A 13,886-nucleotide genomic window follows, 5' to 3' on the forward strand; every position below is an offset into this window, starting at 1 on the left:
GGTCGAGCGTCGGGGGTTCGAGGTCGGTCGCGCCTCGGTCGATGAACGCATGGACAGCTACTGACGACGTACAGCGCCTTTTCGTTTTGGGTGCGAGACGCGAGACGTCGGTCGGTTTTCGCCGTCGATTCCGTACTTCTGAAACGGTCGAGCGTCCTCGCTCCCAGAACTGCCGAGCGTTCTCACTCCCGGAACCGCCGCACTTGCTCGCGCGTCGGCAGCGCCGTCATCGCGCCCGGCGCGGTGGTCGTGACCGCCGCAACCGCGTTGGCGAAGCTGAGGACGTCCGAGAGCGAGATTTCGGCGGGGTCGCCCGCGCCGCCGGCGAACGCGGCGAGCGCGCCCGCGGTGAAGGCGTCGCCCGCGCCGGTCGTGTCCTCGACGGACTCGACCTCGTACCCGCCGTGAGAGGCCGCGCCCGCGCCCCACGGAGCCGCGTCTGTCGAGCGCGCGAACGCCCCCGACTCCCCGAGCGTCAGCAGGACGGTGTGCGGTCCCTCGCCGGTGACGCCCTCGGCGAGGGCCTCGGGCGACTCGCCGGCGAACCCGGCCGCGTCGAGGTCCTCGGGCGTCGCCTTCACCACGTCGGCGTGGGTCAGCATCTCGCGGACCTGCGCGGCGAATCGCTCGTCGGAGTCCCACAACTCCGGCCGGGCGTTCGGGTCGAAGACCACCGTGCAGTCGCGCTCGGTCGCGCGTTCCGCGAGGTCGAGCGTCGCGGTCCTGCCGGGGTCGGCCGCGAGCATCACGCCGCCGACGTAAACCCACGACGCCGCGTCCAGCGTCTCGTCGGGCACGCTTCCGGGTTCGACGCGCGTGTCGGCGGTCCCGTCGCGGTAGAAGGTGAAGGCGCGGTCGGCGTCGGCGTCGTGGCTGACGAACGCCAGCGCGGTCTCGGCGTCCGGGTCGCGCTCGACGAATCGGTCGGGGAGGCCGAACGACGAGAGGGTCGCCGCGAGGTGGTCGCCGAAGGGGTCCTCGCCGACGCGGGTCCAGAACCACGGCACGGCGTCGAGTCGCGCCAGCGCGACCGCGACGTTGGCGGGCGCGCCGCCCGCGCGCCGCGAGAAGTTCTCGACGGCCGAGAGCGGGCCGGGACCGTCGGGCAGGAAGTCGATGAGGGCTTCGCCGGCGACCAGAATCTCGGGGTCGGAGTCGGTCATGCGTTCGACCATTCGGCGGCGCGCCCAAAAGGATTCGTCGGTGGCAAGCGTCGCCGCCCGGCGAACCGGGGGATTTCGAGGGACCTCGATTTCGCGCATCTTCACAGACCACGGGATGCGCCGCGTCTTCATCGAACACAGGACGCGCCGCGTCTGCACTCGCGCAGTTCTGCGCGAGTGCAGACGCACGCGGGGAGGTTCGGGGCGCGGTGCGGCGGCGGTTGCAGTTCCATGCGGTCGCAGTCGCGGTGCTGTGCAGTAAACTCCGATGCTCAAGCCTGTAGCCGGCTTCCTCGATTCCTTCACTTCGTCCGATTTAGCTCTCCACTTTTCCCGGCTCGACTGCTTCACTTCCTCCGACTCGGACCAATCCGCTTTCTCACCCCTCGACGCGCCCCAGAACGTCGTCCAGATACTCCTTGCTCACGCCGATGTAGCCGTACTCCAGCGTGAACACCTCCAGCGAGAGCGTCCCCGACCAGTCGTCGGGGAGCGCGCCCAGCACCGCCTCGAAGTCGATGGTGCCCGCGCCGAACGGCAGGTGTTCGTCCTGCGCGTTTCGCGTGTCGTTGAGGTGGACGTGCGAGATGCGGTCGGCGTAGCGGGCCGCGAACTCCGCCAACTCCGTCGAGTCCAAGCCGTCAACGCGGGCGTGGCCCGTGTCGAGGGTCATCGCGGCCTCGGTGTCGGCGAAGAGGTCCGGGAAGTTCCCGGTCGAGAGGGCTCCGTTCGGGACGTTCTCGAAACAGACCTCGAAGTCGTCGGGCGTCCCGGCGTCCAACTCGCGGACCGATTCGAGGACCGTCTCGCGGACGTCGGCGTCGTCCCACGCGGGACTCCACGCCTTCGAGGTGGCGTGAGCGACGCCCTTCTCCGCGCCCATCTCGGCCGCGGTCTCGCTGGCCGCGACGAGTTCCCGAATCGCCCCCTCGCGGACGTGTTCGTAGGCCGACCCCACGTCGAGCGCGAACGGGAGATGAACCAGCAGGTCGAGGTCGCGGTCTCCGGCGGCCTCGCGCACGGCCGCGGGGTCGAGTCGCCGGCGCTCGTGGTCGCCGTCCATCAGCAGTTCCACGAAGTCGAAGTCCAACTCCGCGGCCGCGTCGAAGGCCGTCTCGTAGTCCATCCCGACTTGGGTGACGAAGCCGGTGCTGGCGTTCACGGCGGAGGAACGGTTTCGAGGGAGTTAGTGGTTATCGACGCGGGACCGCTTCGACTTGATTTGACTGTGAACGTGAGCCGCAGAACTGGAGTGTTGATCTCTTCTGAAGCCCCCGCCCGGTCGAGGTCGCTGAGCGACTAAAGTGGACGCGACCGGGCGGGCCCTTCCTCCCACCCGATAATTGTTCAGTCGAGCGCGTCCCGGCGGTTGGTCGGCCGAGCGCACTCCGGTAGTTGGCCGTCCCGTCGTTCGTCGATTAAGAACAAATAAATGTTTGATTTCCTAAAATTATGAAATCGATTTTCGAGCGTTATTCTACAGTTATCTGCCTCGAAACTGACTGCGACGACCGAACGTGTCCAGTGGCCCGTGGACTCTTACGGATTCCCGGCGAAGACACGGGAAGAGGGAGATGATGGGGGAATCTTCGACTGCCGAGAGCGAGCGGGCGGCGTCTGCCGAGAGCGAGATAGCCAGCGAAACCGAACCGACGAGCGAGGACGAGGAGGGCGTGACCCGCCGCGGGTTCGTCCGGCGGGCGGGCGGAGCGGCGGCCGCCGCCGGGACGGCCGGTATCGCCGCGAGCGATTCCGCCGCGGCCCAAGAGACCGAGACCTACCGGTTCGGCGGCGAGGTCACGGCGTGGCATCCTCGGTGGGAAGGGGCCGAGGACAACACGAACCCGACCATCGAGTTGCAGGCGGGCCAAGAGTACGAGTTCTGGTTCGAGAATATCGACGGCGCGCCCCACAACATGACGATTCAGGACGCCGAAGGGAACACCATCGTCCAGAGCGAACTCATCACCGAAGAGGGCGCGACGGCGTCGGTAACGTTCACCGCGACGCCGCAAATGGCGGTGTACATCTGTACGATTCACCCGACCACGATGGTCGGCGAACTGAACGTCACCGGGCAACTCGAGGGCGGCGAGGGCGGTGGCGGGCTTCTGACCTCTCTGCCCTTCGGCGCGCTGGTGGTTCTCACCGCCATCGCGCTCGCGCTCCTCTCGCCGCTACTGTTCGCGCTGTTCCTCTTCTCGCGCGGCAACCGCGGCGAGGGAGAAACGACGACCAGAACGTAGTCAAGCGGTCGTTTCCGGGGTTCAAGCGGCCACGACCCCGCGTGGCGTTATTGTTCTCCGGCCCGGAGACGAGGGCATGAGAACCACCGCCCTGCTGGTGGTCGGACTGGTGGTCGCGTCGGGCGCTCTCCCCGCAGTCGCTCCCGCCGAACCAGCGCACGCTCCCGCCGAGCCAGCGCACGCTCCCGCCGAGCCAGCGCACGCTCCCGCCGAACCGGCGCTCGCTCAAGAGGAGGGCACCGTCGTCGGTCGCCCGAACATCGAACTCTCGGCGACCGACAACCGGTTCGGGCCGGGCGAGCAGGCCATCTTCGAGGTGTTCGTCTCGAACAACGGCGACCTCGACCGCGGCGGTCCCAGCGAGTTCGAACAGCGCGTCACGACCGCGCGGAACGTCCGACTCGACATCCGGGAGGACCGCCTCCCCGACGAACTCGCGGGCGAGTTGCAGGTCGAGACCGGCGAGGTGTTCGCCGGGAGCGTCCCGGAGGGCGTCTCGGGGCCGTTCGGCTTCAACGTCGAGATTTCCGAGTCGGTCGAACCGGGCACCTATCAGATTCCGGTCGAGGTGACCTACGACTACACCAACTTCGTGCGGTACGGGCCGAACCGCGCGCCGGAGTACGGCGACAGTCAGCGAACCCAGACCGCCTACTTCGAAATCGTCGTCGAGGACCGGCCGCAGTTCGACGTCCGGGCGCAGGACCTGACGCCGATAACCGCGGGCGACACCACGACCTACCGACTCGAAGTCACGAACGAGGGGACCACGCCGGCGACCGACGCGCGAGTCCAGTTGTCGGTCGCCAACACCTCGGTCTACTTCGGCGGAGCGGACGACCCTCAACAGCAGACCAGCGTCTTCTTCGAGCGCATCGCGCCCGGCGAGACGAAGACGTTCACGGTCTCGGTCGGCGCGAGCGGGAACACCGCGCCGGGGACCTACCTCGCCGACGCCTCGGTCGCGTACACCAACCCGCGGGGCGTCCGGGAGCGCTCCAGACCGCTCACGTTCGGGGTCTTGGTCGGGGGCGAGCAGACCTTCGCGGTCAGAGACGTCTTCAGCACCCTCCGAGTCGGCGAGACCGGGGTCGTCCGCGGCCGGCTCGTCAACACGGGCGAGACCAACGTCTCGAACGCCGTGGTCGTCGTCGGGGGCGAGAACACCAACTTCCGGCCGCGCGAGACCGAGTTCGCGGCGGGGAACCTCGCGCCGGGCGAGTCGGCCAACTTCTCGTTCCGCATCGACACCGCGAACGCGACCGACGCCGGACCGCGGCGCATCCCAGTCCGGGTCCAGTATCGGAACTCGGAGGGCGAGCAGCGCACCAGCGACCAACTCGACGTACAGGTCGCCGTCGCGCGCGAGCAGACCTTCGACGTGGGCGCGACCGCCACCGGACTCGTGGCGGGCGACAGGGGCACCGTCTCGGGGACCGTCCTCAACACGGGCGAGACCAACGTCTCGGACGCGGTGGTCGTCCTCCAGACGCAGGACGCGGGGCTTCGACCCATCGAGCGCGAGTTCGCGGTCGGTGACCTCGCGCCCAACGAGTCGGCGAACTTCGAGTTCGAGGTGGCGGTCCCCAACGAGTCGAACCCCGGCGTCAGGCCCGTCTCGTTCCGGATTCGGTACCGGAACGCCGACAACGAGATTCGATACTCCGAGTCGTTCGACGCCGCGGTGTCGGTCGGGGGCGAGCGCACCTTCGCGGTCCGGAACGTGAGCGCCGACCTGCAGGTCGCCGACTCGGGGACGATTTCGGGGACCGTCGTCAACACGGCCGACGTGCCCGTCTCGAACGCGGTGGTCGTCTACGGCGGGAGTTCCGGGCTGGTCCCCCGCGAGCAGGAGGTCGCGGTCGGCCGCCTCCAACCGGGCGAAGCCGCGGATTTCGAGTTCACCGTGGACGTGCCCAACGCCTCCGACCCCGGTTCCCGGCAGGCGACGTTCTTCGTGCGCTACCGGAACCGCAACGGCGACCTGCGACTCAGCGAGGGCCTCGACGCCCGCGTCGCGGTCGGCGAGGAACAGACCTTCGGCGTCGGGAACGTCACCGGCACCCTGCGGGTCGGCGAGACCGGTAACGTCGCCGGGCAGGTCACGAACCGAGGGCAGCGCGCCGTCTCGAACGCGGTCCTCGTCCTGAACACGAACAACCCGAATCTGGACGCCCGCGAGTCCGAGTACGCGCTCGGCCGCCTCGGACCCAACGAGTCGGTCCCCTTCGAGTACACCATCGACGTGAACGGCGAGGCCGAACCCGGCCCGCGGCAGGTGTCGTTCCGCGTGAGCTACCGCAACCGCGACGGCGATTTGCGGGTCAGCGACGCGATAGACTCTCGGGTCGCGGTCGCGCCCGAGCGCGACGAGTTCCGGGTCGAACCCGTCAACGCGTCGGTTCCGGTCGGCGGCGCGGACGTCGTGGAGGTCCGGGTGACGAACACCGCGAACCAGACGCTCCGGGACGTGGAGGCGAAACTGTTCGCCAGCGACCCCCTCTCCAGCGACAACGACGAGGCGTTCGTCTCCCGACTCCAAGCCGGCGAGTCCACGACGATGCAGTTCCGGGTCGCCGCCGCGGGCGGGTCGATTCCGAAGGTCTACCCGGTCTCGGTCGATTTCACCTACGAGGACGCGCGCGGCGACACGGTGCTGTCGGACACCTACCGGGTGCCGATAGAAGTGACCGAGCGCCAGCGCCGCGGACTGGGCCTCCCGATAGGCGGCGTCTCGCCGGCGCTGGTCGGTCTCGGCGTGGCCGTGGTCCTGCTGGGCGCGCTGGTCTGGTGGAAGCACGAGGCCATCGCGGGACTGCTCCCGTGAGAGAGTCGAAGCGGCGGCGAATCGACTCGGCGACGAATCGAGACCACCGCGAACTTCTTACGCGGGCGCGTCGATAGCCGAGTCGGATGGCCGACCGGAACGGGCGACGCCGCGCGCGGGCCGCGCTCGCGGTCGGGGTCGCACTGCTCGCGGTACTCGCCCTGCCGTCGGGAGCGACTACCGAACCCGGCGGGCGAGTGACGGAGGGCCACCAGTCCGCGACGGTCGCCGACGGTCAGCGGACCACTACCGGAGCGAATACCACTGACAACCGGACCGCTCCGGCGTTCGACGCGACGGTCTTCCGGGACATCGCGGGGCAGGTCGCCGTCGAGGACGGGAGCGTCGCGGTCCGCGGAACCGCCGCGGGGACCGACGAGGTGCTGGTCGCGCTGTTCGACCGCCGGGGTCGAGTCGTCACCGAGACGGTCAGCGTGGACGACGACGGCACCTTCGAGGAGGACGACCTCCCGCTCGTCACCGACGACGGGACGCCGCTGGCCGAGGGCCGGATCGTGGCGACGGTCCTCGCCGCCGGCCGGGACGAGCGGGTCGGCGACGGCGAGGTCGGGAACGCGACCGAGGCCGACCTCGGGGACTTCGAGGCGGCGTTCCGCGAGACGCTCACCCGGAGGTCTGGCGGCCGAGTCGTCTCGCGGACCCAACGGCAGGTGGTCGAACTCTACTACGACCAGACCGTCGAGGACTCGGGGAGCGACGACCTCCTGCTGGCCGAGGAGTTCGTCTACACCGACGCGCGGACGAGCATCGAGCGCGTGTTCTCGCGGTCGGCCGCCGACGGGTCGGCGGCCGACCGCACGACATCGGGCAATGCCACAGCACCGGACAACGACACGGCACCGAACAACAGCACGGCATCGGGCAACACCCCGACACCGGACAACGCCACGGGGCCGGCCGAGCCGATTCGGGTCGGCGACACGCTGGTCGTCCGGGGGCTGACGAACCGGAGGCCCGAGGACAACACCGTCTTCGTCGAGGTGGTCGCCGGGCCGAGCGCCGACGCCTTCGACCTCGCGGCGACCGACTCGTGGGGCACCGACGGCGTCTGGCAGGTCGAACTCGACACCGCGGGCGTGGAACCGGGCGTCTACACCATCGAGGCCGAGGACGGCGAATCGAGCGACAGCGTTCGCGTGCGAATCCTGCCGCGAGGCGCGAATCGGTCCCGGAACGCGACGGGCGGGCGTCACCGACGTCCCTCGGACTCCCCGGTCGGGCCGTTCGCATAAGCGCCTCCGCGCAGTAACGACGGTTTGTCAGCGTGCTATGGTCGATTACCGACGGTAGCCACCGACTGACTCGCGTCGGACCGTCACACCCGGTAACAATCGGCGGATAACCGCATATAAGCGAACTCGTGTGACCTCCCGACGACGTCGAACGCCTCTTCTCGTGAAAACTCGACATTCCAGTTGAGTTACCCTAACCTACCTCTCGGCTAACAATTTTTCTGGTGACAGCTCCGCCGAATTCACTCCCGGCGAAAAGCGGCGTAACACTGCGTTCTGTGACGTTGGTCGCCGCCGAACCGCGCCGAGACCCCGAGACCGATTCTCAGCGGAGAGTGACCGAATTTCGATACTACTCTCGGCCTATCCCGGCCACCGCGGCGAGATGTTCTCTCCCTATGTGAGTATCCGAGGTTTCGGGCGTTTAGTTAGGGCTGTCCTTTCGGTATTAGCCGATACTTATCCGGGACGGCGAAAAACGGTCTCCGCTCTTTATACGCTCATCTGGCGTCCCCACTTTCCGAGGTGAAACCCGCGAGAATCAGGACGTGGTGACGACGGCCTGACGAACGACGACGACGGGGTAGGGGGAATCGGCAGTCGAACACTGATAGGGGAGTCCCGTATCAGCGACCAACATCAATACATGACACGCATACGGATAACGAGAAAGAAGGCGAGTGCGCTCGCACTCACGGCGATACTAGTACTTTCGACGGTAGCCATGTCGGGGGCGGTCCTCGGCGCAGACGTACAGCGGGGCGGACAGGACCCGACGTTCAATCCGGGCGTCGGCGGACCGAACACGGTCGTCGCGTCGGAGGAGAAACCGGTCGTCTTCCAAGGTGAGGAAGACATCAACTTCGTACAGCCGAACGGCCGGCCGATAGACCCGGCGCAGCTCGTCGGAGTCTCGGGCGACGCCGAGGGCATTCCGCTCGAATCGCCCATCCCGGAGGACCAGGAACTCGGCCAGTACGCCGTCAACGGCCAGCGCAGTAACATCGGCGTCACCGTCCAGAAGCCGCGAGTGACCGACCTCGAGGTCTTCAACGAGCGCGGTATCGACGTCGAAGGCTCGACGGTTCAGGAGGACGAGACGCTCCTCGTCAAGGCCGACTGGAACTTCCAGAACGCCGAGGACCTCTCGCTCGAAGTCACCGACGAGAACGGGAACGAGATAACCGGCGACGTGCTGACCAACGTCGAGTCGCTCTCGGACGCGCAACTGCAGGAACTCAACGGCGCGTACGCCCAGTACCCGGAGAAGATAGACAACCCCGGTCAGCGGGGCACCGGCACGGGCATCGAGTATCTGCAGGGCATCGGTCAGTTCAACAACACTCAACTCGAGACGGACAACACCAGCGTCCAGTCGGCGTACTGGGCCATCGACCTGAGCGACCAGAATTCGGGCGACTACACCATCACCGTCGAGGGATGGGACACCTTGAACCAGGAGTCGGCGACCCGTTCGACGGTCGTCTCGGTGACCGGCGAGACGAACGTCGCGCTCGACCTCGAAGGTGACGAGGCCACGCGCGGCCAGAACGTCCGCTACACCGTCCGCGGTTCGACGGCGGGCGCGTCCCACATCGTCACCATCGAAGACAACGACTTCCGGAACAACCAGGTCAACGAGAACGTGTTCCGCGACGTGGAGGACGTCATCGACCGCGGGACGCTCGACACGAACAACGACGGCAGTTCCGACCTCGCGTGGGCGCAGGTCGAGGTCAACGAGGACACCGGTCTCGGCGTCGGTCAGATCGACACCTCGTACCTCGACGACACGAACGTCGACGTGAACCTCTACCAGGAGGGCCAGAATCTCACCGACATCGCACAGGACGAAGGCGACACCGAGGACGACCGGACGCTCAACGTCGTGCAGGGCGGCCTGACCTTCGAGAGTCCGGCCGGGACCTACATCGCCGGACAGGAAGTCGACGCGCGCGGTACCGCCGCGCCCGGCGTCGACGAGGTCGCCATCTACGTCCGCGACCAGGGCGACTGGGAACTGGCAGACATCAACGAGGACGGCCAACTCAACCAGCAGGACCTCATCAACGTGGACTCCGACGGCGAGTGGGAGGAGCGCGACGTGACGCTCTCGCAGGCCAGCGACGTGCTGAGCATCCCCGGCCGGTACCGCATCGGCGTCGTCGAAGGCGACGACGTCGTCGGGCAGAACGGAACCGTCCAGGAGCAGTTGTCCACGTCCGAGTTCAGCAGCGCCACCAGCGACCAGACGTCCATCATCGTCACCGAGCCGACGCTCGGCGGCATTAACAACAGTTCGATGGTCGCGTCGTTCGGTATCGGCGCGCCCGCGGCGATGCAGGACGGAAACAACACGACGCAGGACAACCAGACGGCGCAGGACGACCAGCGGATACGGCAGGACACCCCGGTGACCAACGAGAACCCGACGTGGGTCTTCCGCACCTACAACGAGCAGATCGCCGTCGAGGACGGCACCGTCGAGGTCACGGGCGTCGCGCCCGGCCTCGAAGAGGTCCTCGTCGTGATGGTCGACTCGCGCGGACGCATCGTCACCGAGACGGTCAGCGTGGACGACAACGACGTATTCGAAGAGGACGACATCGAACTCATCAACGAGGAGGGACGCGAACTGAACGAGGGCCAGATTACGGGCATGGTCATCGGCCTGGGCCGCGACACCGTCGTCGGTGACGGCGTCGTGCCAGGTCAGGACCAGTCCGACCTCGCAGCGCTCGAGAACTGGATCAAGAGCTTCAGCACCGGCCTGACGCAGGACCAGGTCGTCGCCCGCATCATCGACGAGACGACCGGCGAAGCGGGTAGCGACGACCTGCGGCTTCGGCAGTCGTTCCGCTACGCCGACGCCGCGACCTCGGTCTCGGCTATCGTGCCGCAGGGCGAGGCGAACGTCAGCAGCCAACCCGGCCTCCAGTCGCGCATCGTCCCCATCGAGGCTGGTCAGACGATGGTGGTCGAGGGCGTGACGAACCGCAAGCCCGACGACAACACCATCACCGTGGAAGTCATCAACGGCCCGAGCGCCGAGGAGTTCGACTCGGCGGCGGTCGACCAGTGGGGCCGCAACGGCATCTGGTCGGTCAACCTGAGTACCGAGGGCATCCAGCCCGGTACCTACACGATGGAAATCGACGACGGCGACAACACCGACATCGTCCAGTTCCAAGTCGTCGAACAGAGCCAGCAGGAGGGCCAACAGGACGGCCAGCAGAACGAGACGACCACCACGACAGTAGAGAATGAAACCGACGCAGGAGCAGACGAGACCACGACGACCACGACAGAGGGAAATGAGACCACCGCGGCGGGCAACGAGACGACCGAAGTAGCTAACGAGACGGACGCCGCCGCGGGTAACCAGACTCAAGGAGAGGCACAGGCAGGAAACACGCTCGAAATCCGGAGTGAGGGGACGCCGCTGAACTACAGCGTCTCCTTTGCCGGAACGGTCGAAGCGGTCGGCAACCAGACCGAAGAGAGCGACTCGATTCAGGACTCGACCGCGACCGGACAGGTCGGTGACGGCGACGCGAGCGACGCCTACCAGTTCGTCGGTCGAGTCACCGACGTATCGGCCGAGGGCGACCTGAGCAACGCGACGTTCATCCTCAACGGCGAGGAGGTCTCGCCCGGCGACCTGCCGGACGCGACCGCGAACGGCTCTTCGATGGTCGCGCAGGCGGTCGTCCCGGTAATCGCCGACGGGTCGGCGTAACCCGCCGACCGCTCGACCGACTTTCGACGCACCTTTTTTCGCTACTCGACTTCGCCGCGAGCGGTCGCTCCGTCGGACGCGTCTGAACCGGACGCGTCCGACTCGTCTCGCGTGCCGGCGCGCGACCCCGCGCCCGAGAGTCGCGCCCAGACGACCAGCACCGAGGGCAGAATCAGTACCGAGGCGACGTAGGAGTAGACGACGCTCAGCGCGGTGAGGAGTCCGAACTGACCGATGGCGGGGAACACCGCCAGCACGAGGACGCCGATGCCGAAGACGGTCGTGAGCATGCTTCCGGTCAGCGCGCCGCCGGTTCCGGTGATGGTCCGTCCGAGTGCGGGGAGCGCGTCACCGTACGCTTCGGACTCGCCGCCTCGCCGTTCGTCGGTCCGGGGCGACTCCGCCGCCTCGCCGATTTCGTCCGTGAACCGATGGACGACGTGGACCGAGTAGTCGATGCCCAGCCCGATGGTGATGGCCAGCACGGTCGCGGTGAAGGCGTTGAGCGAGACGCCGACCAGTCGCATCGTGGCCGCGAGCGCCGCGACGGTGACGACGATGGGCACGAGGTTGGCGACGCCGAGCGTCGGTCTGCCGACGAGAACCCAGTAAACCACCACGAGGAAGGCGGCGGTGCCGACGAGCGCGACCGCGAGGCTGACGATGGCCGACTCGAAGATGAGGTCCGAGATGGCCTGGAAGACGACGATGTTACCCGTCGCTGTCGCCTCGAAGCGGTAGCGGTCGGCGACCCGGCGGGCGTCCGCGGTGACTTCCGCGTCCGGGGCGTCGGCCTCGACGGAGTAGACGACGCGGGCGCTCCGACGGTCTTCGGTGAGGTACTGGCGCGCGAGGGCTTCGTACTGGGAGTCGAAGACCTCCTCGTAGATAGTGGCGAGGTCGTCGTCGGGAATCCCGTTGCCGTCGCGGTCGTTGCGCGCGACGAGGCGGGCGAACTCGGGGTCGGTGGCCGCGAGCGACCGAATGACCGTGACGATGGACCGCTCGCTGGCCCGGCCGTCCTCCGTGACGAAGGTGTCGGGCGGGTCCGCGCCGGCCCGGTAGATGCTTTCGAGCGCGGTGTCGCGGGTCATCGGCCCCTCGACGTAGACGACCACCTCCTCGTCCTGCCCGGTCTCGAAGTTGTCTTCGAGGAAGTTGATGTCCCGCGTGACGGTGTACTCGCTCGGCCGGAACGGTTCCGGCAGGGCGCGGAGGTAGTCGGGGGTCTCCTCGGGCGGGAGGAACTGCTCCTGGCTGAAGGAGGTGTCCACGCCGGTCGCGTACCCCGTCGCACCGGCGGTGAAGACGGCGGTCAGCAGGAGGAAGACGACGGGCGCGCGCCGGGCGATACCGACGCCGCCGGTCAGCGCGCGCCCGAGCGACGAGTCCTCGGAACCGAGGGGCGTCTGGCTGAACGTCGGGATGGGGTACGTCTCGCGCGAGTAGTCGAGCAGGACCTTCGCGGCCGGGAGGAACACGCCGAAGATGAGCGCCGTGAAGACGATGCCGACGCTGGCGACCAGTCCGAAGTCCCGGATGGGGACGAGCGCGCTGGTGAAGTTCGACGCGAAGCCGATGACCGAGGTGGTCGTGACGACGAAGAAGGCCACGAGGAGCTGGTCGGTCGCGGTCCGCATCGAGTCGGCGACGCCGAAGCCCTGCACGCGCTCCTCGCGGTAGCGGTTGACCGCGTGGATGCCGAAGTCGATGCCGACCGCGAGCAACAGCGGCGGGACCGTGATGAGAATCTGGTTGAACGGAATCGACGCCAAGCCCATGAAGCCGAACGTCCAGACGATTGCCATCAGGAGCGCGACGACGCCGAGCAGGAGGTCCGCGAGGTCCCGATAGGCGACGACGAGGAAGAGAACGATGAGGAGCGCGGCGGCGGGCACGACGACGAGCAGGGTGTCGCCGATGACCGAACCGAACTCGGCGTCCACGATGCCCGCGCCGAAGACGCGCACGTCGCCGCCGACGGAGGCCGCGACCGACTGCATCTCCCGCTGGATGGGCGTGAGCGGGTTCGACCCGGCGGCCTGCTCGTCGTCGGCGAGTTCCGGGATGGCGTGTTCGACGACGGTGATGGAGGCCGACGCGCGGGCCGACTCGGGGTTGAAGTCCTCGCTGAGGAGGGTCCGGAACGAGGGGTTGTCGCGGGCGGCCCGCCGGACCGCGGCGTCGATGCGGGCGGGCGAGGCGCGCTCGACCGCTCGGCGTTGCTCCTCCGGCGTGGTCGCCTCGGGGTCGAGCGTCGTGGCGACGATGCCGGCGGGACCGGTCGTGCCGATTATCCGGAGGTCCTCGCGCTCGGCGAGGCGCTCCCGAATCGTGAGCATTCGGACGAGTCCGCGCTTCGAGAGGACGTTCTCGCCGGTGTGGATGAGTTGGGTCGTCGCGGTGCCCGCGCCGAAGGTGGGTTCGAACTCGCGGTTCACCGCGTCGAGGGCCACCTGCTCGGGCACGTCCTCGGCGAAGCTCTCGGTCCCGGCCTCGGTCGAGACCTGCGTCGCGCCGACCGCGAAGACGGCGGTCACGACGAGGAAGACGGCGACGATGCGCCCCGGCCGGTTCACGATGCGGTCGTCCAGCCAGTCGATGACGCGCTGATAGTCGAGTGCCACGGTTCTGTCTCCAGAGTCCCCCGGTTTCGCC

At 67.8% G+C, this 13,886-nt stretch carries 7 protein-coding genes; 4 read left to right on the forward strand and 3 right to left on the reverse strand.

Annotated features, from left to right (window positions below; genetic code table 11):
• Positions 1-182 precede the first annotated feature (182 nt).
• Both M0R88_RS14745 and M0R88_RS14750 read right to left on the reverse strand, forming a co-directional pair.
• On the reverse strand, positions 183-1,163 hold the full coding sequence (locus M0R88_RS14745; protein WP_248654255.1) for a carbohydrate kinase family protein: 981 nt from the start codon (positions 1,161-1,163) through the stop codon (positions 183-185).
• Between the two features lie 379 nt (positions 1,164-1,542).
• Complete coding sequence (locus M0R88_RS14750) at positions 1,543-2,325, reverse strand: sugar phosphate isomerase/epimerase family protein (protein ID WP_248654256.1); 783 nt, start codon at positions 2,323-2,325, stop codon at positions 1,543-1,545.
• A gap of 412 nt (positions 2,326-2,737) precedes the next feature.
• Between M0R88_RS14750 and M0R88_RS14755 the strand changes: the two genes are divergently transcribed.
• From M0R88_RS14755 to M0R88_RS14770, 4 genes are all read left to right on the forward strand, one after another.
• Positions 2,738-3,409 carry a cupredoxin domain-containing protein gene (locus M0R88_RS14755; RefSeq protein WP_248654257.1) on the forward strand — a complete coding sequence of 224 codons (672 nt, stop codon included), beginning with the start codon at positions 2,738-2,740 and terminating at the stop codon, positions 3,407-3,409.
• Between the two features lie 76 nt (positions 3,410-3,485).
• Entirely contained in the window at positions 3,486-6,236 is a 2,751-nt protein-coding gene (locus tag M0R88_RS14760; protein WP_248654258.1) for a COG1361 S-layer family protein, read from the forward strand.
• 86 nt (positions 6,237-6,322) lie between these two features.
• Complete coding sequence (locus M0R88_RS14765) at positions 6,323-7,489, forward strand: hypothetical protein (RefSeq protein WP_248654259.1); 1,167 nt, start codon at positions 6,323-6,325, stop codon at positions 7,487-7,489.
• A 724-nt stretch (positions 7,490-8,213) separates the two neighbouring features.
• Complete coding sequence (locus tag M0R88_RS14770; RefSeq protein ID WP_248654260.1) at positions 8,214-11,228, forward strand: hypothetical protein; 3,015 nt, start codon at positions 8,214-8,216, stop codon at positions 11,226-11,228.
• Positions 11,229-11,269: 41 nt separating this feature from the next.
• Here the strand turns inward: M0R88_RS14770 and M0R88_RS14775 are convergent, their stop codons facing one another.
• Positions 11,270-13,855, reverse strand: coding sequence for an efflux RND transporter permease subunit (locus M0R88_RS14775; protein WP_248654261.1), 2,586 nt, complete (start codon positions 13,853-13,855; stop codon positions 11,270-11,272).
• Positions 13,856-13,886: the final 31 nt, after the last annotated feature.

The sequence above is a fragment of the Halorussus gelatinilyticus genome, from assembly GCF_023238445.1.
In the GTDB taxonomy this organism is placed as follows: Archaea; Halobacteriota; Halobacteria; order Halobacteriales; family Haladaptataceae; genus Halorussus; species Halorussus gelatinilyticus.

What these genes read in the sequence shown, in the direction of transcription:
- M0R88_RS14755 (WP_248654257.1), top strand. Translation starts at nt 2,738, where the DNA reads ATGATGGGGGAATCTTCGACTGCCGAGAGCGAGCGGGCGGCGTCTGCC.
- M0R88_RS14760 (WP_248654258.1), top strand. Translation starts at nt 3,486, where the DNA reads ATGAGAACCACCGCCCTGCTGGTGGTCGGACTGGTGGTCGCGTCGGGC.
- M0R88_RS14770 (WP_248654260.1), top strand. Translation starts at nt 8,214, where the DNA reads ATGTCGGGGGCGGTCCTCGGCGCAGACGTACAGCGGGGCGGACAGGAC.
- M0R88_RS14745 (WP_248654255.1), bottom strand. Translation starts at nt 1,163, where the DNA reads ATGACCGACTCCGACCCCGAGATTCTGGTCGCCGGCGAAGCCCTCATC.
- M0R88_RS14765 (WP_248654259.1), top strand. Translation starts at nt 6,323, where the DNA reads ATGGCCGACCGGAACGGGCGACGCCGCGCGCGGGCCGCGCTCGCGGTC.